The organism is Bradyrhizobium sp. (genome assembly GCF_030646015.1).
Lineage (GTDB): Bacteria > Pseudomonadota > Alphaproteobacteria > Rhizobiales > Xanthobacteraceae > Bradyrhizobium.
This window is the reverse complement of the sequence record NZ_JAUSLT010000070.1, coordinates 1-22,880: the sequence shown is the minus strand read 5'-3', so window position 1 is coordinate 22,880 and position 22,880 is coordinate 1. Positions and strand designations below refer to the sequence as shown.

At 64.0% G+C, this 22,880-nt stretch carries 16 protein-coding genes; 4 read left to right on the top strand and 12 right to left on the bottom strand.

Going from position 1 to position 22,880, the window contains the following annotated elements; all coding sequences use genetic code 11:
- The coding region (locus tag Q7T45_RS10360) for an acyl-CoA dehydrogenase family protein (protein WP_304870383.1) at positions 1 to 1,003 on the top strand (1,003 nt) is incomplete at its 5' end.
- Positions 1,004 to 1,126: 123 nt separating this feature from the next.
- Here the strand turns inward: Q7T45_RS10360 and Q7T45_RS10355 are convergent.
- From Q7T45_RS10355 to Q7T45_RS10345, 3 genes are read right to left on the bottom strand one after another with little or no spacing between them, the layout of a single operon-like run.
- On the bottom strand, positions 1,127 to 1,888 hold the full coding sequence (locus Q7T45_RS10355) for an alpha/beta fold hydrolase (protein WP_304870381.1): 762 nt from the start codon (positions 1,886 to 1,888) through the stop codon (positions 1,127 to 1,129).
- A 33-nt stretch (positions 1,889 to 1,921) separates the two neighbouring features.
- Positions 1,922 to 2,335: an SgcJ/EcaC family oxidoreductase gene (locus tag Q7T45_RS10350; RefSeq protein ID WP_304870379.1), complete on the bottom strand. Its 414-nt coding sequence runs from the start codon at positions 2,333 to 2,335 to the stop codon at positions 1,922 to 1,924.
- 8 nt (positions 2,336 to 2,343) lie between these two features.
- Positions 2,344 to 4,011 carry an NAD(P)/FAD-dependent oxidoreductase gene (locus tag Q7T45_RS10345; RefSeq protein ID WP_304870377.1) on the bottom strand — a complete coding sequence of 556 codons (1,668 nt, stop codon included), beginning with the start codon at positions 4,009 to 4,011 and terminating at the stop codon, positions 2,344 to 2,346.
- A gap of 270 nt (positions 4,012 to 4,281) precedes the next feature.
- Here Q7T45_RS10345 and Q7T45_RS10340 point away from each other — a divergent pair, with 270 nt between their 5' ends.
- A complete protein-coding gene (locus Q7T45_RS10340) occupies positions 4,282 to 5,415 on the top strand; it encodes a nitronate monooxygenase (RefSeq protein WP_304870375.1) in 1,134 nt (377 codons plus the stop codon).
- A 172-nt stretch (positions 5,416 to 5,587) separates the two neighbouring features.
- On the top strand, positions 5,588 to 7,108 hold the full coding sequence (locus tag Q7T45_RS10335; RefSeq protein ID WP_304870373.1) for an acetyl-CoA acetyltransferase: 1,521 nt from the start codon (positions 5,588 to 5,590) through the stop codon (positions 7,106 to 7,108).
- A 148-nt stretch (positions 7,109 to 7,256) separates the two neighbouring features.
- Here Q7T45_RS10335 and Q7T45_RS10330 read toward each other — a convergent pair whose 3' ends face one another.
- The 8 genes from Q7T45_RS10330 to ltnD all read right to left on the bottom strand — a co-directional run bounded on the left by Q7T45_RS10330 (position 7,257) and on the right by ltnD (position 21,590).
- Positions 7,257 to 8,456 carry an efflux RND transporter periplasmic adaptor subunit gene (locus Q7T45_RS10330; RefSeq protein WP_304870371.1) on the bottom strand — a complete coding sequence of 400 codons (1,200 nt, stop codon included), beginning with the start codon at positions 8,454 to 8,456 and terminating at the stop codon, positions 7,257 to 7,259.
- Complete coding sequence (locus tag Q7T45_RS10325) at positions 8,446 to 11,631, bottom strand: efflux RND transporter permease subunit (RefSeq protein ID WP_304870369.1); 3,186 nt, start codon at positions 11,629 to 11,631, stop codon at positions 8,446 to 8,448. The genes Q7T45_RS10330 and Q7T45_RS10325 overlap by 11 nt, the downstream gene beginning before the upstream one ends.
- A gap of 179 nt (positions 11,632 to 11,810) precedes the next feature.
- On the bottom strand, positions 11,811 to 13,511 hold the full coding sequence (locus Q7T45_RS10320; protein ID WP_304870368.1) for a methyl-accepting chemotaxis protein: 1,701 nt from the start codon (positions 13,509 to 13,511) through the stop codon (positions 11,811 to 11,813).
- Positions 13,512 to 13,710: 199 nt separating this feature from the next.
- A complete protein-coding gene (locus Q7T45_RS10315; RefSeq protein WP_304870366.1) occupies positions 13,711 to 15,807 on the bottom strand; it encodes a methyl-accepting chemotaxis protein in 2,097 nt (698 codons plus the stop codon).
- Between the two features lie 368 nt (positions 15,808 to 16,175).
- Complete coding sequence (locus Q7T45_RS10310; RefSeq protein ID WP_304870385.1) at positions 16,176 to 18,203, bottom strand: methyl-accepting chemotaxis protein; 2,028 nt, start codon at positions 18,201 to 18,203, stop codon at positions 16,176 to 16,178.
- A gap of 372 nt (positions 18,204 to 18,575) precedes the next feature.
- Positions 18,576 to 19,865: a 3-oxo-tetronate kinase gene (gene otnK / locus Q7T45_RS10305; protein WP_304870364.1), complete on the bottom strand. Its 1,290-nt coding sequence runs from the start codon at positions 19,863 to 19,865 to the stop codon at positions 18,576 to 18,578.
- Positions 19,862 to 20,644, bottom strand: a complete 783-nt coding sequence (gene otnI, locus Q7T45_RS10300) for a 2-oxo-tetronate isomerase (protein ID WP_304870362.1) — start codon at positions 20,642 to 20,644, stop codon at positions 19,862 to 19,864. Before otnI ends, otnK begins: the two co-directional genes overlap by 4 nt.
- Before the next feature lie 25 nt (positions 20,645 to 20,669).
- Positions 20,670 to 21,590, bottom strand: coding sequence for an L-threonate dehydrogenase (ltnD, locus tag Q7T45_RS10295; RefSeq protein WP_304870360.1), 921 nt, complete (start codon positions 21,588 to 21,590; stop codon positions 20,670 to 20,672).
- A 134-nt stretch (positions 21,591 to 21,724) separates the two neighbouring features.
- On the opposite strand from ltnD, the gene Q7T45_RS10290 reads away from it, so the two are divergent.
- Positions 21,725 to 22,390: an aldolase gene (locus Q7T45_RS10290; protein WP_304870357.1), complete on the top strand. Its 666-nt coding sequence runs from the start codon at positions 21,725 to 21,727 to the stop codon at positions 22,388 to 22,390.
- Positions 22,391 to 22,603: 213 nt separating this feature from the next.
- Here the strand turns inward: Q7T45_RS10290 and Q7T45_RS10285 are convergent.
- A partial coding sequence (locus tag Q7T45_RS10285) for a hypothetical protein (RefSeq protein WP_304870355.1) occupies positions 22,604 to 22,880 on the bottom strand: 277 nt, incomplete at its 5' end.

The window sequence follows — 22,880 nt, the reverse complement described above, 5'->3', positions numbered from 1 at the left end:
CGCCGAAACCGGCGAAGGCCTCAGCAATCTCGATTATGCCTATATCGCCGCCGAACTCGGCAAGAACCCGCTGGCCTCGGAGTCGATGAACTGCTCGGCGCCCGACACCGGCAACATGGAAGTGCTGGAGCGCGTCGGCACCAAGGAGCAAAAGGAGAAATGGCTGAAGCCGCTGCTCGCCGGCGAGATCCGTTCCGCCTACGCGATGACCGAGCCGAACGTCGCCTCCTCCGACGCCAAGAATATTTCGACCACGGCAAAACTGGTCGGCGACGAATGGGTCATCAACGGCGAAAAATACTACATCTCCGGCGCCGGCGATCCGCGCTGCAAGATCATGATCACGATGGTCAAGACCAATCCCGACGCGCCGCCGAAGAACCAGCAGTCGCAGATCCTGGTGCCGATCGACACACCCGGCGTCGAGATCATCGGCCCCATGACCGTGTTCGGCCACGACCATGCGCCGCGCGGCCACATGCACATCAAGTTCGACAATGTGAAGGTGCCCAAGGAAAACATGCTGCTCGGCGAAGGCCGCGGCTTCGAAATCTCGCAGGTCCGTCTCGGCCCGGGCCGCATCCACCACTGTATGCGCACCATCGGCAAGGCGGAGAAGGCGCTCGACCTCATGGTCAAGCGCGGCCTGACCCGCGAAGCCTTCGGCAAGAAGCTGGTGCAGCTCGGCGGCAATCTGCAAATCATCGCGCAGGCGCGCTGCGAGATCGAAGCCATGCGGCTGATGGTGCTGAAGGCCGCCAAGGCGATGGACGTGCTCGGCAACAAGGAGGCGCGGGTCTGGGTCAGCATGGTCAAGGCCATGGTGCCCGAGCGCACCTGCCGCATCATCGACCAGGCGATCCAGATGCACGGCGCCACCGGCATTTCGCAGTGGTCGCCGCTGTCGGAAATGTACACCGACGTGCGCCACCTCCGCTTCGCCGACGGTCCGGATGAAGTGCACTGGATGGTGGTGGGTCGCCACGAGTTGCAGCAGCACTAAACCGTAGGGTGGGCAAAGGCGCACGCTTCGCGCCGTGCCCACCACCTACCGACAAATCTGAATCTTGGTGGTGGGCACGCCTCCGCCTTCGCTCTTCGAGCGACGGCGGACGCTTTGCCCACCCTACCCTGCACCAGCCGGCCGGTGCGCGCGGAGGAAGGAGCGGATTTGGCGCACCGCCAGCGGAACCCTCTCCTTCGGCTCCTTCCACGGGAACATGCTGACTTCGGCGTTCGGCGCCAGCATCGCCGTCTCCATGGCCACGGCATAGGGATGGGCCGGGATATCGTCCGGCAGGATCAACACCGGCGTCTGGCAAGCGCGCACGAAATCACGCGTCACCGTAAACACGAAGTCGGGGTTGGTACGGTACATTTTGGTGAGGAATTTCTCGGCCATCTCCATGGTGAGATCGGGCCGCCGCTTGATCAGTTCCGGCGCCCAGCCCTTCATGTTGTTGTCATAGAACAGGTCGCGCATTTCGGGACGCGACCCCGACGGCATCGCCAGCGCGCCGGCGACGACGCGTTGCGGCGCGCGCTTCAGCAGATTCCAGATGAAAGGGCCGCCGATGCAGAAGCCCAGCACCATGAACTTGTCGATATCGAGATGATCCATCAGCCCGAGTTGGTCGTCGGCGTGGGAGTCCCAGGGGCGTTCGATCTCGAGCGGGCCGGAGGACTGGCCAGGCGGGGCGTTGCGCAGATCGAAGGCGATGCAGCGGTACTCGTTCTTGAATTCCGCCATGGCATTGAAGGGCGGATAGCTGCCGGTGATGCCTGATATCGACGAGTTCAGCCCGCCGCCAGCTATCAGCAGTAGCGGAAAGCCGGAACCGGCCTCCTCGTAGTGGATGCGGACGTCGCCTTTTTCGTAAATGCCCATGGCAGCTCTCCCCAATCTCCAGAGAATCGACAATCAAGAAGGCGGCAAGGCGCGGATCGAGGCGATCCGCCATGCGCCGGCTTGCTCCACCATGACGAACAGGATCGATCCCGCAACCGGCTTCGCCTCGGCGTCGGCGGGAATGCGCACGCCCGTCATGCGATAGGTGGCATCGACCAAAGCGACATCCGGCTTCACCAGCCGGATCGCATGAATCTCCGTCGCGGTAATGGTGGCATCCCGGTACGACGGCAGCTGCTTCTGCTCCGCGGACAAGGCGATCAGCGCGTCGCGTCCGGCGGATTTCCTTCCCGTGGCGCTGACGACATCGGCATCCTCGGTCAGCAGTTGGCGATAGGCCTCCAGGTCGCCTTCGTTCCACGCTGCCCGGCGCGCCTGGAGCACATCCGCGATCGCCGCCTCCGTGGCTTTCCTGTCCTCAGCCATCCCGGCGATCAGGACGCGGCCCGCTGCATCGGCTCCGCTGCCGTCATCGCAAAACCCTCATATCCCTTTGCCGCGACATCGTTGCAGATCTGGCGATAGAGGCCGACGCCGCCGATATAGGGCATGAAGATCTGCGGCTTACCCGGGATGTTGGCACCCATGTACCAGGAATTGGCCTGCGGATAGAGCGTGGTGTGGGCAACTTCGTTGACATGCGCCACCCATCTGTCCTCGGCGTCCCGGCTGGCTTCGATGGCGACGAGATCGCGGTCGCGCATATGGGCGATGCAGTCGGCGATCCATTCGACATGCTGCTCGATCGAGACGATCATGTTCGACAGCACCGACGGGCTGCCGGGCCCGGTGATGATGAACAGATTGGGGAAGCCCGCGCTCATCAGGCCGAGATAGGTCCTGGGCCCTTCCGCCCATTTCTGATTGAGCGTCTGTCCGTTGCGGCCGCGAATGTCGATTTTGGCGACTGAGCCCGTCATCGCATCGAAACCGGTCGCCAGCACCAGCGCGTCGACCTCGATTTCCTTTGCCGAAGTGCGAACCGCGTGCGGCAGGATTTCCGTGATCGGATCGGATTTGATGTCGACCAGCGTCACGTTCGGACGATTGAAAGTGGCGAAATAATCGGTATCGATGCAGATGCGCTTCGATCCGATCGGGTGATCGTTCGGCTGCAGCAATTTTGCGGTTTGCGGGTCCTTGACGATCTCCGCGATCTTGTCACGGACGAAATCGGCGGCGGTGTCGTTGGCTGCCTGGTCGAATGCGAGGTTGTTGTAGACGCCCATGAAGGTCAGGCCGCCCTTGCTCCAGCGTGCCTCGAACCTTTCGCGGCGTTCATTTTCGCCGTCATCCAGCGCGCCCCGGTCCGGCACTTCCTGCACGATGCCGTTCCGCATCTCCTCGCGCGCGATCCGCCGGATCTCCGGATAGTTCGCTCGAAATGAATCCCGCTCCTCCGCCGTCAGCGCGGCGTTGCGGGCGGGAATGGAAAAATTCGCGGTGCGCTGAAACACCGTGAGGTGGCTGGCCTGCTCGGCAATCACGGGCACCGACTGGATCCCCGATGACCCCGTGCCGATCACGCCGACGCGCTGGCCGGTGAAATCGATTTCTTCGTGCGGCCAATGCCCGGTGTGATAAACTCTGCCCTTAAAGTCGCTAAGGCCCTTGATATCAGGCATCTTTGCGTTCGACAGGCAGCCGGTGGCGAGCACGACATATCTCGCCGTCACCGTCTTGCCGTCCGAAGTCGTCACCGACCAGCTATTGGTGCTTTCATCGAATTCGGCGCGGTCGACCCGGGTGTTGAGCTGGATGTCGCTGCGGAGGTTGAAACGATCGGCGACATGGTTGGCGTATTTCAGGATCTCGGGCTGCGGCGCGTAGCGCTCGCTCCATTCCCACTGCTGCTGCAATTCTTCGTCGAATGAATAGGAATACTGCATGCTCTCGACGTCGCAGCGCGCCCCGGGATACCGGTTCCAGTACCAGGTGCCGCCGACATCGCCGCCCTGCTCATAGACCCGCGCCGACAGGCCCTGCTGGCGCAGCCGGTGCAGCATGTACATGCCGGCGAAACCGGCGCCGACCACGACGACATCATAGGGCCCGGCGGCTGCGGGCTGACCCTTGGCTGACGCGGATTGCAAGGCGGACATTCGAACTCCCCGGGGATTCTTCTTGTGTTGCCCGGCAGCATTCTACCCGCGACGGCAAAGCGCAAGGGCCAAATCGGCCGTGCCGGTCTGCATATTTTGCCAGGTGGAATGCACAATCGCCACCCGCGATTGCCGGCGTCTCAACGCAAGATCAGGCGGCGGAAACCGGCTTGGCTTTCGTGCCCCTGATGCGCTAGCGTCGCTTCAGCATTCGCCGTCCAAACCAAGAATGAGCAGCGCCACAAGCTGCCGCAGGGAGTGAGCACACCAATGAAATCGCCGATCTGCGACATGCTGGGGATCGAATTTCCCCTGCTCGCCTTCAGCCATTGCCGCGACGTGGTCGCAGCCGTCAGCCGCGCCGGTGGTTTTGGCGTGCTCGGCGCGACGGCGCATTCGCCCGAGTCGATCGAGCAGGAACTGAAATGGATCGACGACCATGTCGATGGCAAGCCCTACGGGCTCGACGTGCTGATCCCCGAAAACATCTCGACCGCGGGCGAGAAGGACGTCACCTGGAAAAGCCTGGAAGCACGCATCTCGCCGGAGCACCGCGCCTTTACCAAGAACCTTTTGAAGAAATACGGCATCGAACTGACGACAACCAATGTTGCCGACAACCAGCCGCAGCCGTTCGACGCGCAGCGCGCGCTGGAATTGCTGGAAGTATCCTTCAACCACCCGATCAAGTTGATCGCCAACGCGCTGGGCGTGCCGCCGAAGGCGATGATCGAGATGGGCAAGAAGCACGGCGTGCCGGTGGCCGCCCTGGTTGGCGCCAAGGAACATGCGCTGCGCCAGGTCGCGGCCGGTGTCGATATCCTGGTGGTGCAGGGCACCGAGGCCGGCGGCCATTGCGGCGAGGTCTCCACCATGGTGCTGGTGCCCGAGGTGATCAAGGCCATCAAGCCGATCCGCGACGTGCCGGTGTTGGCCGCGGGCGGCATCATGACCGGACGCCAGATGGCGGCGTGCATGGCGATGGGCGCGGCCGGCGTCTGGACCGGCTCGGTGTGGCTGGCCACCGTCGAATCCGAAACCACCGAAATCTTCCGCGAAAAGATGATCGCGGCCTCCTCGCGCGACGCGATCCGCTCCAAGGGGCGAACCGGCAAGCCGGCGCGGCAGCTGCGCTCGGTCTGGACCGATGCCTGGGACCGCGGACCCGACAGCCCCGGCGCGTTGCCGATGCCGCTGCAGAGCATCATCAGCCGTGACGCCTTCAACTCGATCGATCGCGCCGCCGCATCCGGCAATGCGCAGGCGCGCGACCTCGTCAGCTACTTTGTGGGCCAGGGCGTCGGCCTGATCGACAGCGTCAAATCCGCCGGCGCCGTGGTGCAGGAGTTCAAGGAAGAATTTGCAGAGGCGGTCGAACACATGAACGCGCTGGTGGCGGAGTAGGTCTCGCCACCCCGTCATTGCGAGGAGCCTTGCGACGAGGCAATCCATTCTTTCTGCCGCAAGATGGATTGCTTCGCGGAGCCTGTCATCGGGCGGCGCTTTGCGCCGACCCGTTGGCTCGCAATGACGGATGAGACACCGAGTTGATTGTCTGGAATCGAGAAACAACAAAATGTCGAATACCCCCTCCCCCCTCCCCGAAGACCGCATCCCCGTCATCGTCGGCGTCGGCGAAATCACCGACCGGCCGAAGGAAATCGCGGACGGGCTGGAGCCGCTGGCGCTGCTGGAACAGGCGCTGCGGCGCGCGGAAGCGGACTCCGGCGGCAAATTGCTCGGCGACATCGGTTCGCTCGACATCGTCAATTTCCTGAGCTGGCGCTACCGCGATCCGGAAAAGCTCTTGGCCGCTCGCCTCGGCATCCAGCCGGCGCATCTCTATTACGGTCCGGTCGGCGGCGAGAGCCCGATCCGCTATCTGCATGAGGCCGCAAAGCGCATCGCGCGCGGCGAATGCAGCGTCGCCGCGGTGTGCGGCGCCGAGGCGCAGTCGACTGCGACCAAAGCGGAACGCGCCAAAATCGATCTGCCGTGGACGCCGTTCGCCCATGACGTCGAAGAGCCGAAGCGCGGCGCCGCGTTCCAGAAGCCGATGGCGGTCAAGCTCGGTGTGTTCAGGCCGATCACCGTCTATCCGCTCTACGAATCCGCGACCTCGGCGCATTGGGGCCAGACCCCGCGCGAGGCAATGGCGGAATCCGGCGAGCTGTGGTCGACCTACTCAAAGGTGGCATCGGAAAATCCCAATGCCTGGCTGAAGCGGCGCTTCACGCCGGAGGAGATCACGACGCCGACGCCGGACAATAGGCTGATCGCCTGGCCCTACAACAAGCTGATGGTGGCCAATCCGACCGTCAACATGGGCGCCGCCGTGCTGCTGACCAGCCTCGCGAAAGCCAAAGCCGCCGGAATCCCCGCCGATCGCATCATTCACATCTGGGGCGGCGCCTCGGCCGAGGAACCGCGGGATTATCTGGTGCGCGACCAGTTTTACGAGAGCCATCCGCAGAACGCCGTGCTGAAGGCGGTGATGAATCTCGTCGAGGGCGACGGCAAGAAATTCGACGCCATCGAGCTGTACAGTTGTTTCCCCGTAGTACCCAAGATGGCGCGGCGGACGCTGGGGCTCGGCCCCGACGTGCAGCCGACGGTGACCGGCGGCCTCACCTTCTTCGGCGCGCCGCTCAACACCTACATGACGCATGCCGCTTGTGCGATGGTGCGCAAACTGCGCGGCGGCGCCAAGCTCGGCCTGCTCTACGGCCAGGGCGGTTTTGTCACCAAACATCATGGGCTGGTGTTGTCACCGCAGGCGCCGCAGCACGCGCTGGCGCAGGACAGCAGCGTGCAGGCCGAGGCCGACTGCCGCAAAGGCGCGGTGCCGGAATTCGTCACCGAGGCCAGCGGCAAGGGCAAGGTCGAGAGCTTTACCGTGCTGTACGGCCGCGGCGGCGAAATCGAGCACGGCGTGGTGATGCTGCGCACCGCAGCGGATGCCCGCGCGCTGGCGCGGGTGCCGGCCAATGACAGCGCGACGCTGGCGCATCTGACGAACATGGACCGCACGCCGGTGGGAACGCTCGGCGATATCGTCACGGCGGAGGATGGCGTGCTGGAGTGGCGGGTGGGCTAATCCCGTGTCCCGGACGCGGTGCAGCGCTCTTCGCGCTGCTCCGCAGAGCCGGGACCCATGAAAGCCATACGGCGCTGATGGATGGGCCCCGGCTTGGCAACGCACCGCTGACGCGCTGCGCAGCATCCGGGGCACGGAAGCTTTGCCCCTACCCCTTGCTGCCCTGCTTCTCCGAAGCCGTGGCCGGCTTGGCGATGCCCTTGTCCCCCGCGACACGGACCTGATCGCCATCGGCGATGCCATCAGGCGGAGCGACGATGATGCGGTCGTCAGGCGCGATGCCTGAGCCGAGCTCGATATCGCGGCCGAGATCGCGGGCGATGGTGACGGTCTTGAACAGAACCTTGTCGTCGGGACCGACGGTGGCGACCCGCATGCCGCTCTTGTTGAAGATCAGCGCGCTGGCGGGGATATGCAGCGGCAGCGTATCGCGCTGCAAGCTCATCCGCACATTGGCATAACCTCCCGGCATCAGCTCGCCTTTGGCGTTGTCGAGCGCGAGTTGCATCCGCGTGGTGCCGGAGCCGACATCGACCGATTGCGAGGAAGCCTCGACGGTGGCGAGGAAGGTGCGGTCAGGATATTCCGGCATCGTGATCACGGCCTTGGCGCCGGTCCTGATCGACGGCACGTAGTTCTGCGGAACGTTGACATAGACCCGCAGCCTCGTGATGTCGGACACCACGAACATCGGCGGTCCGGAGCCACCGCCGGCATTGATCAAGGCGCCGACATCGGTGTCGCGGGCGGTGACCACGCCGTCGAACGGCACCGTGATCCTCTTGTAGCCCGCCAGCGCCTCCAGCCGCTCGACATTGGCCTGGCCGGAATTGACCGCGGCCTTCTTGTTGGAGAGGTCGGCGGTGCGCTCGTCGATTTCCTGCATCGACACGAAGTTCGAGGCGATCAGCGATTTGCGGCGGGTCAGCGTGGCCTCGGACAGCTTGGCGCTGGCCTGCTGGCTGGCGAGATCGGCGCGCGCCTGCAGCAGCTGCTGGTCGAGGTCGGGCGCCTCGATTTCGGCGATCACCTGGCCGGCCTTGACCTGAGCGCCAATGTCGGCGCTCCAGCTCTTGAGGTAGCCGCTGACGCGGGCGAAGATCGGCGCGCGGGAATAGGCTTCCAGCCGGCCCGGCAGATCGAGGGTGGCGGCGAGCGCCCGGGCGTCGGGCAGCACCACCGCGACGGTCGGGATCGCCTGGTTGTCGGTCCATTCGCGCAAGCGCGCGCTGGAATCCTCGCGCGCCCGGATGCCCGTGACCACGACCAGCACCGCGGCGACCCCGGCCACGACACCAAAAATGCCCAACTTCCGGCGAGAGACCGGCGAGCTGTGTTCAGTGGGCATGCGACGTCTCCGGTGCGGCGGCGGCTCTGGCGCTCTGTTTCTTGTGTACCATACTGAAAACCACGGGAACGAACATCAACGTGGCGATCGTAGCAAAGATCAGGCCGCCGATCACGGCACGTCCGAGCGGCGCGTTCTGTTCGCCGCCCTCGCCGAGGCCGAACGCCATCGGCGCCATGCCGATAATCATCGCCAGCGCCGTCATCAGCACCGGGCGGAACCGGACGAAGCCGGCCTCGATCGCCGCGGCAATGGGGTCGCCGAGCTCTGCATAGCGTTCGCGCGCGAAAGAGATCACCAGTACGCTGTTGGCGGTCGCGACGCCCATGCACATGATGGCCCCGGTCAGCGCCGGCACCGACAGCGTGGTCTGGGTCGTGAACAGCATCCAGACGATCCCGGCCAAGGCCGCCGGCAGCGCCGTGATGATCACGAACGGGTCCGACCATGACTGAAAGTTGACCACGATCAGCAGGTAGATCAGCACCACCGCGGCAAGCAGGCCGAACAATAGCCCGGAGAACGCGCTGTTCATGGTCTCGACCTGACCGAGCAGCACCACCGAGGAACCCTTCGGTACCTCCGTCGCGGTGTCCGCGATCGCCCTCTTGACGTCAGCGGCCACGGCGCCGAGATCGCGGCCCTGCGGCGTCGCGTAGATCTGCACCATCGGCTGGATGTCGTATTGCGAGACCACCGCGCTCGAGGCCGTTCGCGAAATACTCGCGATGCCGCCGAGGATCGGCGGCGCGCCGGTGCCGGCCGCCGTCATCGGCAACGTCTCCAGCGCGCTCAGCGAGTCCATTTTATACTGCGGCGTCTGCATCACGATCGAGTACGACACGCCATTGTCGGGATTGAGGAAGAAGGTCGGGGCCACCTGCGCACTGCCGGCCAGGTTGACGACGAGGCTGTTGGTGACATCGCGTTCGGTCAGGCCGACATATTGCGCGCGGGTGCGGTCGACATCGACATTGAAGCTCGGGTTGTTCGGCGATTGCTGAATGCGCGCGTCGGCGATGCCGGGGATCCGGCGCAGCCGGTTCAGCAGCTTGTTGGCATAGACGAAGTTCGCGGAGACGTTGGCGCCGCGAATCTGCAGATCGATCGGCGCCGGCGCGCCGAAATTCAGGATCTGGCTGACGATGTCGGCCGGCAGGAACGAGAACGTCATGCCGGGAAACATCCGTGGCAGCTGTTCGCGCATGGACTGCACGTATTCGTCGGTGGGACTGTGACCTTCCTTCAGCTTGATCAGGATATCGCCATCCGCCGGACCGATCACGCCGGTGTTGTTGTAGGTCATGTTGATGCCGCTGATCGGCATGCCGATGTTGTCGGCGAGCGTTTCGATCTCATCAGGCGGAATAATCTTGCGGATCGCCTTCTGCACGTCCGCGAATTGATTGGCGCTTTCCTCGACCCTGGTGCCGACCTGGGTGCGGACATGCATCAGGATCGAACCGGCATCGACCGACGGGAAGAAGTTGCGGCCGAGATACGGCACCAGCAGGAACGAGACCCCGACCAGCCCGAGGAACCCGATCACGAAAACCGGCCGCCGCGCCATCGCCAGCGACAGCACGTCGCGGTAGCCGCCGCGCAGATGCTCGAAGCCCGCTTCGAAAGCCCGCTGGAACCGGACCAGCGGGTTGCGCGTCGGCGGCGGCCCCTCGCCTTCGGCATGGTGGACGTGGGGCTGCAGCAGGTATTTCGCCATCGTCGGCACCAAAGTGCGCGACAGCAGGAACGACCAGATCATCGCGAAGATCACGGCGAGCGCCATCGGCACGAACAGGAAGCGCGCCACGCCCTGCAGGAAGAACATCGGCACGAACACGATGCAGATGCACAGTAGCGAGACGAAGGCCGGCGTCACGATCTGGTTGGCGCCGTCCAGGATCGAGGTCTCGACGTCCTTGCCCTGCTCCAGATGCCAGTTGATGTTCTCGATCGTGACGGTGGCGTCGTCGACGAGAATACCGACGGCCAGCGCCAGGCCGCCGAGCGTCATGATGTTGAGGGTTTCACCGATCGCCGACAGCATCACGATGGCGCCGAGCACCGAGAGCGGTATCGACACCGCGATGATGGTGGTCGAGCGCCAGCTTCCCAGGAACAGCAGGATCATCACGCTGGTCAGCAGCGCCGCGATGACGCCTTCAACGGCGACACCGGTGATCGCGCCGCGAACGAACACCGACTGATCGCCGATGAACCCGATCTTCAGCGCTGAAGGCAGCGAGTCCTTGACGTCGATGACCTTCTGCTTGATGCCGGCGATGATATCCAGCGTCGAGGTCGAGCCGGCCTTCAGCACCATCATCAGCACCGATCGGTTGCCGTCGACATGCACGATATTAGTCTGCGGTGCATTGCCGTCGCGCACGCTGGCGACGTCGCGGATATAGACCATGGCGCCGCCCACGGCCTTGATCGGCAGGTTGCCGAGCTCTTCCATCCGCAGCGGCGAATTGTTGAGCTGGATGATGTACTCGAAACCGCCGATCTTCTGGGTGCCTACCGGAGTAATCAGGTTTTGAGCGGCGAGCGCGTTGGCGACATCCTGCCCGGACAGGCCGCGGGCCTGCAACGCCTGCGGATTGAGATCGATCTGGACCTGGCGCAGCTTGCCGCCGAACGGCCAGGGGATCGCGGCGCCCGGCACCGTCACCAGCGGCGTGCGCAGCTGGTTGATGCCGATATCGGCGAGGTTTTGTTCGGTGAGGCCGTCGCCGGACAGCGCGACCTGGATGATCGGCACGGTGGAGGCGCTGTAATTGAGGATCAGCGGCGGCGTCGCCCCGGGCGGCATCTGCCGGACCATGGTCTGCGAAATCGCGGTGACCTGGGCGTTGGCGATGCGGATATCGACATTGGGCTGGAAGAAGATCTTGACGATGCCGATGCCGTTATAGGAGTTCGCCACGATGTGTTCGATATCGTTGACCGTCGTCGTCAGCGCGCGCTGGAACGGCGTGATCATGCGCCCGGCCATCTGGTCCGGCGGCAGGCCGGTATAGTTCCAGACCACGCCGATCACGGGGATCCGGATATCAGGAAAAATGTCGGTAGGGGTGCGCAGCGCGGCGAGCGGCCCGATGATCAGGAGCAGCAGCGCCAGCACGACGAAAGTATAAGGCCGGCTCAGCGCGATACGGACCAGTGAGACCATAGACCGCGGATTCCTTGGTCCCGCGAGAAGGCGGGGATTGGCATTGCAAAAGGCCAATTCGTTCCTGCTGATTTACCCGAACCGCGGCAAAAAGCCAACGGCCAGAGGCCGCCGGCCTTCACTTCCCCGGTACCGGCCGGCGGCGACGCTTGCCGCCGGCTGGGCTGCAGCCGCCCTCGTCAGGCGGCCCTGACCGAGTTGAGGAACTTGCCGACCTCGAGCTTGAGGCGGTTGCTGTCGCCCGACAGCGACTGCGCCGCCGAAAGCACCTGCGAGGAGGCCGATCCGGTCTCGCTGGCGCCGCGCTGCACGTTGGCGATGTTGGAAGATACCTCCTGCGTGCCTTGGGCGGCCTGCTGCACGTTGCGGGAAATTTCCTGCGTCGCGGCACCCTGCTCTTCCACCGCGGCCGCGATGGTCGACGAGATCTCCGACAGCTTTTCGATGGTGCCACTGATCTCCTTGATGGCCGTGACCGATTCCTGGGTCGCGGCCTGGATGCCGGTGATCTGCTGGCCGATCTCGCCGGTCGCCCTCGCGGTCTGCTCCGCCAGCGCCTTGACCTCGGAGGCCACCACCGCAAAGCCGCGGCCGGCCTCGCCGGCACGCGCCGCTTCGATGGTGGCGTTCAGCGCCAGCAGATTGGTCTGCCCGGCGATGGTGTTGATCAGTTCGACGACATCACCGATCCGCGCTGCCGCCTTCGACAGTTCGCTGACGCGGTCGTTGGTCTTGCGCGCCTGTTCCACCGCATCTCCCGCAATTCGCGCGGATTCCTGCACCTGGCGGCTGATTTCGTTGACGGATGACGCCATCTCCTCGGTGGCCGATGCCACCGATTGCACATTGGTGGAGGCCTCTTCGGAGGCCGCCGCGACCGCCGTGGTCAGTTCCTGCGAACGAACCGCGGTAGCTGTCAGCGTGCCGGCGGAGGCTTCGAGCTCTGTCGAGGCCGAAGAGACGGTCTCGATGATCTCGCCGACCGCGCCCTCGAAATCGTTGGCGAGCTTGATCATGTCGGCCTTGCGCTGCTCGGCGGAGCGAAGCTCGGCTGCCTGCTGATCGGCCTTCATGCGCTCGACTTCCAACCCGTTGGTCTTGAACACTTCGACGGTGCGGGCCATCTCGCCGACTTCGTCGCGACGCCCGACACCGGGAACCTCTGCCTTCAATTCGTTGCGGGCGAACGCTTCCATCACGGTCTTCAAATCGGCGATCGGGCGCGCCAGTCCCTTGATTCCGATCCAGAGCGCGACGACGAGGCCGACCAGCAGGCCGATGCCGGATGTGATCAGCACGTTGGAGATCGTGGAGTTGGTCTGCTCTGAAAGGTCATCAGAGACTTTGCTCGTATCAGCCAGAAGGCTGTTCGTCAGCTTGATCTGCAGACCCATCGCGGTATCGAAAGCCGGAACGCATTCGGCCTTCAGGCGCCCCGCGGCCTTCAGGGACTCTTCCGCCGACGTGGTCTTTGACGCATATTCGATCACGGGGCTGCAAGCTCCGAATGTCTTCTGGAAGCCGGCCAGGACCGGTTCGATGATCGACGCCTTTTCCGGCAGCTGCTTCAGGACTTGCGCCATTCGGGATTCGTACTCCTTGCGATTCTCCAGCGTTTGCGCGAGCAGCTTGGCGTTGCCAGCAGCGGTGTCTTCCGCAGCAAGTTGGTAGGCGGCGGCAATATAGCTATCCGCCTGGCGCGCCGCGCGAACCGATGCGGTCGTCGCCGCGCTCACGCGTGAAACCAGATCCGAATAATTGTCATCGATGCTCTTCATGCGCACGGCCGCATAGCTGACCGAGCCGATCACGACGCAAGCCAGCAAGGCGACGATGAGGCCGACCTTGATGGAGATTTTCAGATTGTTGAGCCAAGACATATCGAACTCTCTGCCGCTGGGCTTGCCAGCTGCAGGAGCGCAGCGAGTTCAAGTCGCAACGCTGGAACTCGTTATCGGGGAGATCACGGTTCGAGCGCGTAACCGAAGCGATAGCGCCCGGGGCTCTATGACGGAGTTAATTTTGGGTGCAGTAGCAATACGGGACTGCGCCCCGACTCGCGTTCTGCCGGCCTTCGCGTCAGGCCGCCCTGACCGAGCTCAGGAACTTGCCGACCTCGAGCTTGAGGCGGTTGCTGTCGCCGGACAGCGACTGCGCCGCGGACAGCACCTGCGAGGAAGCCGTCCCGGTCTCGCTGGCACCACGCTGCACGTCGGTGATGTTGCACGAGACCTGCTGGGTGCCGTGCGCCGCCTGTTGCACGTTGCGGGAAATTTCCTGCGTCGCCGCGCCCTGCTCCTCCACCGCCGCGGCGATGGTCGACGATATCTCGGACAATTTTTCGATGGTGCCGCTGATTTCCTTGATGGCGTTTACCGAATCCTGGGTGGCGGCCTGGATGCCGGTGATCTGCTGACCGATTTCGCCGGTCGCCTTGGCGGTCTGCTCGGCCAGCGCTTTCACCTCGGAAGCCACCACCGCGAAGCCGCGGCCGGCTTCACCGGCGCGCGCCGCCTCGATGGTGGCATTGAGCGCCAGCAGATTGGTCTGGCCGGCGATGGTATTGATCAGTTCGACGACGTCACCGATGCGGCTTGCCGCCTTCGACAATTCGCTGACGCGATCGGTCGTGGTGCGGGCCTGATCGACGGCCTCATTGGCGATCCGCGCCGAGTCCTGAACCTGGCGGCTGATCTCGTTGACCGAGGACGCCATCTCTTCGGTGGCAGAAGCCACCGACTGCACATTGGTGGAGGCCTCTTCTGAAGCCGCCGCCACCATGACGGTGAGTTCCTGCGCGCGTTCCGCAGATGCCGTCAGCGTGCCGGCGGAGGCTTCGAGTTCGGTCGAGGCCGAGGACACGGTTTCGATGATCACGCCGACGGCGCCTTCAAAATCGTCGGCGAGCTTGATCATGTCGGCCTTGCGCTGCCGCGCGGACGCCTGATCCAGCCCGATTTTGACTTCGGCTTCGTCGCGCGCCTTCTGCTCCGCCTTGACCTTGAAGGTCTCCACCGCATGCGCCATGTCGCCGATCTCATCCTTGCGGCCGAGTCCCGGCAGCACAATCGAGAAGTGGCCGTTGGCGAGTTCACCCATTGCACCCGTCAGGGCGGACAACGGCCGTAGAATGCGGAAGAATGCAACCCAGAAGCTGACCAGGACGAGACCGATACTGGCCAGCAGGATCGCGCCGTTGATCATCAGGCTGGAACTGCTCCTGGCTGCTTCGCTGGCGGCTTCCTGGTCGGCCGCATTGCCGATCGCATCGGCGAGCCGCAGGATCGCATTGATCCCGGTGGTCGCGCGATCGACATAGTCGCTGCCGGCGATCTTGTATTCTCTGGTCTCGCCGGAGGCCAGAACCCCATCCCGGGTTTCGCCGTAGGTCTTGAAGTATTCCTTCTCGACGCTGCCGATCGCGTCGATGATCTTCGCCGGCGTATCGGCGCGCTGGCGGATCGGCGAGATCGTTTCCCAGGCCAGGTCGACGTGGCCGCGGAAACCGGCAACCTTGCGCAGGCCATCCGCGGAGAGTTCTGCCCGCGCGCCGACGATGCCACCGAGGAACGCGCGCTCCCTGCCGGCATTCTCCGCCATCAGCGCGGTCAGATGGCGAAGTCCGACGAGTTGCGTGAGCGCCACCGTCGGCGGGTTGGTCAGCGTCTCCAGCGTCAGCCGCAACCTGTTCGCGGCGAGTTCGATCAGATTGGTAATCGCGGGCGAGAATCCTTCCACGACCTCCGATGCCCGTCCCGATCCGGGCTTGGCAAGGTTGTCGTCGACCCTGCTGCGGAAGGCCTCGAATGCCTGGAACGCGCTTTCGGCTTCGGCGACCTGCTTTTCGGCAGCCTTCATCTCCGGCACCGCACGAAGGCGCTGTGCAGCCTCGCGAAATGCCTGATCGGCGACCACGCGGGTTTTGTCAATCTGGGCGCGGCGTTCGGCCGGAAGCACGCCAGGTGATTTCAGCGGCGCGTTGGTCAGCCCGCGTTCGACCGCCCATTGACCGGCGCTCCGCAACAGCAGTTGCGAAATCTGGTTGACCTTGAGGAAGGATTCGGAATCCTGCCGCCGGCCGAGCGCGTCATAGGCGGCGAGCCCGGCGGACGCGACGGCCATGATGGCAAGCGCAGAGATGATCAGCAGAAGGACCGTCCTGATTTTGAGATTCACGTGCCGGTCTCCATTTTTCGCCGAAACTTGCCAATAGGTTCATCGCTTCAAACACGTCAAATCATGCATTTGCAGAAATGCCGCAGATCGCCGCATGCGTCCGGGCGCGGCGAACAAGATGGTCTTGATCGACGGCGAGCGGCCACGAGATGGAATGCTGGATCTGCAAGCCTGAAATATTCTGCCTTTCAAGGAGCTCGGGATCGGGAATGCCGGTCCGGCTTCATCAAGCGGCATCATTGGCGCAGGTTGCAGTCACCTTGCGCCCGGCGGTTTAATAGTTAATGAAATATCGAGCCGTATGAATACGGACAGGAGAATCCCGCAGACGCCGCTCGATGGCCGAGCGGCGCGCGCCGGTCTCGGCGTCAGGCTGCCCTGACTGAGCTCAGGAACTTGCCGACCTCGAGCTTGAGGCGGTTGCTGTCGCCCGACAGCGACTGTGCCGCGGACAGCACCTGCGAGGAGGCAGAGCCGGTCTCGCTGGCGCCGCGTTGCACGTCGGTGATGTTGGACGAGACCTGCTGGGTGCCGTGCGCCGCCTGCTGCACGTTGCGGGAAATTTCCTGCGTCGCAGCACCTTGCTCCTCCACCGCGGCCGCGATGGTCGACGAGATCTCTGACAGCTTTTCGATGGTGCTGCTGATCTCCTTGATCGCATTCACCGACTCCTGGGTCGCCGCCTGGATGCCGGTGATCTGCTGGCCGATTTCGCCGGTCGCTTTCGCGGTCTGCTCGGCCAGCGCCTTGACCTCGGAGGCCACTACCGCGAAACCACGGCCGGCGTCGCCGGCACGTGCCGCCTCGATGGTGGCATTGAGCGCCAGCAAGTTGGTCTGGCCCGCAATCGTATTGATGAGCTCGACCACGTCGCCGATGCGGGCGGCTGCCTTCGACAACTCGCTGACGCGGTCGTTGGTGGTGCGGGCCTGGCCGACGGCCTCGTTGGCCATCCGGGCCGATTCCTGCACCTGACGGCTGATCTCGTTGACAGAGGACGCCATCTCTTCGGTCGCCGACGCCACCGACTGCACGTTGGTGGAGGCCTCTTCGGAAGCCGCCGCCACCATGACGGTGAGTTCCTGGGCGCGTTCCGCGGTCGCGGTCAGCGTGCCGGCGGAAGCTTCAAGCTGCGTCGAGGAAGAGGATACGGTCTCGACGATCTCGCCCACCGCGCCTTCAAAATCATCGGCGAGCTTGATCATCTCGGCCTTGCGCTGCCGGGCGGCGACCTGATCCTGCGTGATCTTGGATTCCGCTTCGTCGCGCGCCTTCTGCTCGGCATTCTGCCGAATGACGGTGACGGTCTTGGCGAGGTCGCCGATTTCGTCGCCGCGGTTGGCGCCGGGAATCTCGATATCGAGATTGCCGTCGGCCATCTTGCCAAGCGCGCCGTTCAGGCGGGTCATGGGACGCGCAACGCCGAGGAAGGAGAATATCACCGACGCGATCAGCGAAATCACCACCACGATCGCCACGATCATGCTGATCCGGTTGGCCTGCGCGATTACAGCCGCAACTTCCTCCTTGGAGGCCGTCATGCTCTTTTGCGCACTGGAAACCGCGACTTCCATGAGTTCGCCGGCTTCCTTGACGATGTTCGTCGTGCGTTTTGTAACGATCTCGGCCTTCAGTTCCTCGATCTTGACGGCCTCGTCATTGGCGGCCAGGAAGCGCTTCACGATCTTGTCCAGCGAGCTGATCACGACCAGCAAGTCCCTGTCGTCGGCCTCGCCCCGCAACTCATTGAAATTGTTTCTGAGCGCGGTCTGGGTCTTCGCAATTGAGCCGATCAGGCTTGCATCGCCGGTCGCGCCCAGCCGCCAGACCATGGCCTGCAGCGCGTTCACCTTGATGTCGGCCTGAAGCAGCAGCTTTTCGATCTCGACGCGGTTGTCGAGCTTGGCCAGCGCCGGCGAAGCCTGTTGGGCTGCGATGGCCTTGGCCCATTCAACCGATATCTCCGTTCGCTTGTCGATCTGCGCGAGCAGATCGCGTTGCGCCTTCGCAAGTTCCTCGATACCGGCGCTGTAGCTGGCCATCAGGGACTTGATTTTCTGCAGCCGGTCCCGGGTTTCAGCCATCCGGGCGGTCGCCAACGCGGCGTCAATTTCCCTGGCTTCAATGGCGCCGAACTGGCGCATCTCGGCGACGGCGGTGTCGATTTCGGACGGGGTCCGTGCCAGCCTGATACCGCGGGCGGCGAGTTGCACCTGGCGCATGTTGAGATGGGCCGCGAGCGTGCTTTCGGCCACCCGTTGCAATCGATCGGTGCGGTCATTCGCGGCCGTCACGGTGGACTCCGTCGCCAGCTGATTGGCGACCAGGCCGACCGCCAGCAACACGCCGACGACGCCGGCGAGGCCCAACTTGTTACCGATGCGATTGAATTTGATCATGGCGGCGGTCTCTGTACTGAGCGCGTTGGCGCTTCTGATGTTTGTCGAGCTCTTTGCGCGAAGGCGCTCGCATCAAACATCAGAGGTGTTGTCCTACCGTTAATTTACCCGTCTCTTATGATTATTTAGTTACAATCCTGAGATGAAATGCGGCCGGCCGCGCGCCTCAGCCCGGCCGCATCCCCGGGGGAGTCCCGGTCTGTCGTCAGGCTGCCCGCACGGAACTCCCGGAAGTGTCGGCCGCATCGTCGAGCGCGGTGAATCAAGGAAGGCGATGCACGCTCGCATCAAGCACCAGAGGTATTGTGGCTGCGTTAACTCGCTTCGGCAGGATTGCGGAATACGACAGAAGGATGACACGCGTCCGAGCTAGCGCATCAGCTTCAGCGCATCGGAGAAAAATTCCGGGCCACCGAAATTGCCTGATTTCAAGGCAAGCAGCATCTCGCCATTGGCGGCGCCGACAGCGCGCAGAACCGGCACTCCTGCAGCGATTTCCGCGCCAACCAGAAAACCTGGAATGCCCAGCCGGTCGACCACCGCGCCTGAAGTTTCACCACCGGCAACGACCAATCTGCGCACGCCTGACTCGACCAATCCTTCCGCGATATCGGCCATCGCCTGCTCGATGGCATGCCCGACGGCATCACGGCCATGCCGCGATTGCAGAGCTGCGACCTGATCCGGAGTCGAACTGCTGGCGATCAGGACCGGACCTTCACCGAGGCGGCCCCTGGCCCAGGCCAGCGCACGCCGCGCTTCCTCCTTGCCGGCGATGACCTGATCCGGATCGAGGCGCAGCACCGGCATCACCGCTTCCGCAGCGGCGATCTGCTGCAGCGTCGCCTGCGAGCAACTGCCGGCCAGGCACGCCGCCGGCCCGCCCACCGTGGCATCGGCCGCCGCGCTGGGCACACTCGATTTGATTTTTCCCGAGGCCACCAGCGCTCGGGCGAGCCCGAGCCCGATGCCGGATGCGCCGACGGAGAGCCGATGATCCAGCGCCACCGCGCCGATGGTTTCCAGATCGCGATCGAAGGCGGCATCGACGATGGCGGCGCCAACCCCCTTGCCGGAGAGATCGGCCAGCCGGGCGCGAACCGCGTCCGGTCCGCGCGCGATATCGGCGAGGCCGATCAGTCCGATTTTGGTCTGGCTCTGCCGCGCCAGCACCCGCACCAGATTGGAATCGTGCATCGGATTGAGCGGATGGTCCTTCAACGGGCTTTCATTGAGCGGCACCGACCCCACGAACAGATTGCCCATATAGACGGTGCGGCCGGTCTCGGGAAAGGCAGGCGTCACCAGCACGATCGCATCGCCGGAATCGGCGCGCAGCGCATCCATCACAGGGCCGATATTGCCGGCGTCGGTGGAATCGAAGGTCGAACAGATCTTGAACAGCACGTGCTGCGCGCCGTGCCCGCGCAGCCATTTTTCCGCGGATCGCGAGCGTGACACCGCAAGGCCGGCCTCGATCGACCGGCTCTTCAGCGATACCACCACGGCATCCACCTCCGGCAGCGCAAGGTCGTCCGCAGGCACGCCGATGGTCTGCACCGTGCTCAGGCCGCCGCGGGTCAGCGTGTTGGCGAGATCGGAGGCGCCGGTATAGTCGTCGGCGATGCATCCCAGATACAATTTTCTGGCGAGCGTCACGATTTCGCTCCGGCATAGGGCTTGAACCAGCCGAGGCCATCCGTGGTCTTGCCGCGCGGGTTATATTCGCAGCCGACAAATCCCCTGTAGCCGAGCCGGTCGAGCTCGGCGAACAGGAAGGGATAGTTCAGCTCCTCGCCGTCAGGCTCGTTGCGCGAGGGAATGCTGGCGATCTGGACATGGCCTGTTATCGGCATCATCTCGCGCAGCCGCATGGTGACGTCGCCATGGATGATCTGGCAGTGATAGATATCGAACTGCAGTTTCAGATTCGGAATCTTCAGTTCGGTAATCAGGTCGCGCGCGAAACCGAAATCGTTGAGGAAATATCCCGGCACGTTGCGCGAATTGATCGGCTCGATCACGACGTCGAGGCCGTGGGGCGCATAGAATTCGGCTGCCCACGCCACCGATTTATAGAAGTGCTCAACGGCTTTCGGGTCGCTGCGGCTTGCAATGCCCGCCATCAGGTGCAGCCGCTTGACGCCGGTCGTCTTCGCATAAGGCAGCGCCGTCTCGAGGCTCCGCTTCAGATCGTCGAAACGCTCCGGCAGCGCGGCAAAGCCTTTCTCGCCGGCATCCCAATTGCCCGGCGGCAGGTTGAACAGCGCCTGGGTGAGGCCGTTGCGCTTCAGCCGCTCGCCGACAGCGTCTGCCGGATGATCGTAGGGAAACAGGAATTCGACAGCCGTGAAGCCGGCTTTCGCCGCCGCCTCGAAGCGGTCGAGGAACGGGACGTCGTTGAACATCATGGAGAGATTGGCGGCGAAACGGGGCATCCGATGTCCTCTTGCTTGTTGATTCTTACTTGGGCTCGCCCGGCAGCTGCGTGCCGGTGACGCGGGCATACATCCGCGCCACCGAGGCGTCGTCGTCGCGGCCCATGCCGGAGGCCGATGTCATCAGGAACATCTGCAGCGCCGCGGCCGACACCGGCACCGGAAACTTCGCCGTCCGCGCCATATCCTGGATGATGCCGAGGTCTTTTACGAAGATGTCCACCGCGCTGCGTGGAGCGTAGTCGCCGTCGAGCACGTGCGGCATGCGGTTCTCGAACATCCAGGAATTGCCGGCGGATGCCGTGATCACCTCGTAGACCTTCCGGATGTCGAGGCCCTGTTTCGCGGCGAAAGCGATCGCTTCCGAGGCGGCGGCGATATGCACGCCGGCCAATAGCTGGTTGATCATCTTGAACGCGGCGCCCTGCCCCGCGGCATCGCCGAGTTCGTAAAGCTTGGCCGCCATTGCATCGAGCGCCGGCCTTGCTTTCGTGAAGGCCGCAGGACTCCCCGAGGCCAGGATGGTGAGCTCGCCCTGCGCCGCGCGCTGCGCGCCGCCGGAGATCGGCGCATCCAGATAGTGCCGGCCGGTCGCTTCCAGCTGCTTCGCCAGCCGCCGCGCCACGTCCGGATCCATGGTGGCGGAGGAGATGAACACTGCATCATCAGCCAGGGTTTCGGCGACGCCGTCCTTGCCGAACAGGATGGCCTCGGTCTGGGCGGCGTTGACGACCACGCTGACGACGATGTCGGCGCCGCCGGCAGCCTGGGCCGGCGTCCTGGCGCCAAGGCCCCCGTCGGCCACGAACCGCGCCACCGCTTCATCGGAGACATCGCAGCCGGTGACACTAAAACCAGCGCGTCGCAGCGAGGTTGCCATGCCAAAGCCCATCGAGCCCAGCCCAACGACGGCGATACGCGGCTTTTGCGGTACGGTTTCAGGCATGAGCGCTCCCCGGGTTTTGTCAGCACCGCATTTCGCGGCCGGCTTTACCTCTGGGTATCACGGCTTGGCCGTGCTGCCAAAGCATGAGACAAGCGGCAAAGAGGATGCTGCCAGCATACAGCCAGGATACTGCCATGACCGAAACGGCCTTGCGCGATGAAATCTGCCGGCTCGGCCGCTCGCTGTTCGAGCGCGGGCTGACGCCGGGCTCCTCGGGCAATATCAGCGTCAGGCTTCACGACGGCGGCTGGCTGGTGACCCCGACCAACGCCTCGCTCGGCTCGCTGGATCCGGCGCGGCTGTCGCGGCTCGACCCGGATGGCCGGCTGATGTCCGGCGATGCCCCGACCAAGGAAGTGCCGCTGCATACCGCGCTGTACCAGACCCGCAGCGCCGCGCGCGCCGTGGTGCACCTGCATTCCACCCATTCGGTGGCGCTGTCGATGCTGCCGGAGATCGATCCCCGCGCCGCGCTGCCGCCGATGACGGCGTACTATCTGATGAAATGCGGCGCCACCGCGCTGGTGCCGTATTATCGGCCGGGCGATCCCGCCGTGGCGGACGCCATCAAGGGGCTCGCCGGAAACTATTCGTCCGTGCTGCTCGCCAATCACGGCCCGGTGGTCTCGGGCGACACGCTGGAGGCCGCGGTGTTCGCGATCGAGGAACTGGAAGAGACGGCGAAACTCTACCTGCTGCTGCGCGGGCTGAACCCGCGATATCTCACGCCGGCACAGGTGGCGGATTTGACGAAAACGTTCGGGCTGGTGTTGCCGGAGCATGGGCACGATCACACGTGAGCGATCATGATTGCAGATCTCTCATCCGTCGTCCCTGCCTAGTGCGCAATTGCGCACGGGGCGCAGGGACCCATAATCCCGGTCGTCTGTTGTGCGGCGTGACGTCTCAACAAGGCTACTTATACTTCCCGTTACCGCTACGGCACGGCGTATGGGTCCCGGATCGGCGCTCGCTATGCTCGCTTGTCCGGGACGACGAGCTTGTTTTCCGATTCAAACTTCAAACAGCAGATACACGGCCACGTTCTCGCGGCGGAAGACGCCCGAGGTTTGCATATCGTTCTCCCTCGAACGAGGGAGCAGGGAATGCCGGATGCGCGCTGCACCCGCGGTCTCGTGTGCAAAATTGTGCGAAAAAGGCGCACACGAGCATACAGGGCAGCGGAGAACATCCGACATTCCCTGCGCAATGGCTTTACGGCTTATCTCGCGCTCACCCCGGAGTATCGGGCTCTTCTCGCCTCCGTCGCCTGCGGATAGCTGGCTCGTC

Bases quoted from the DNA above. Each gene is read 5' to 3' on its own strand.
- Q7T45_RS10355 (WP_304870381.1), bottom strand. From the start codon at position 1,888: ATGGGCATTTACGAAAAAGGCGACGTCCGCATCCACTACGAGGAGGCC.
- Q7T45_RS10350 (WP_304870379.1), bottom strand. From the start codon at position 2,335: ATGGCTGAGGACAGGAAAGCCACGGAGGCGGCGATCGCGGATGTGCTC.
- Q7T45_RS10345 (WP_304870377.1), bottom strand. From the start codon at position 4,011: ATGTCCGCCTTGCAATCCGCGTCAGCCAAGGGTCAGCCCGCAGCCGCC.
- Q7T45_RS10340 (WP_304870375.1), top strand. From the start codon at position 4,282: ATGAAATCGCCGATCTGCGACATGCTGGGGATCGAATTTCCCCTGCTC.
- Q7T45_RS10335 (WP_304870373.1), top strand. From the start codon at position 5,588: ATGTCGAATACCCCCTCCCCCCTCCCCGAAGACCGCATCCCCGTCATC.
- Q7T45_RS10330 (WP_304870371.1), bottom strand. From the start codon at position 8,456: ATGCCCACTGAACACAGCTCGCCGGTCTCTCGCCGGAAGTTGGGCATT.
- Q7T45_RS10325 (WP_304870369.1), bottom strand. From the start codon at position 11,631: ATGGTCTCACTGGTCCGTATCGCGCTGAGCCGGCCTTATACTTTCGTC.
- Q7T45_RS10320 (WP_304870368.1), bottom strand. From the start codon at position 13,511: ATGTCTTGGCTCAACAATCTGAAAATCTCCATCAAGGTCGGCCTCATC.
- otnI (WP_304870362.1), bottom strand. From the start codon at position 20,644: ATGCCCCGTTTCGCCGCCAATCTCTCCATGATGTTCAACGACGTCCCG.
- ltnD (WP_304870360.1), bottom strand. From the start codon at position 21,590: ATGCCTGAAACCGTACCGCAAAAGCCGCGTATCGCCGTCGTTGGGCTG.
- Q7T45_RS10290 (WP_304870357.1), top strand. From the start codon at position 21,725: ATGACCGAAACGGCCTTGCGCGATGAAATCTGCCGGCTCGGCCGCTCG.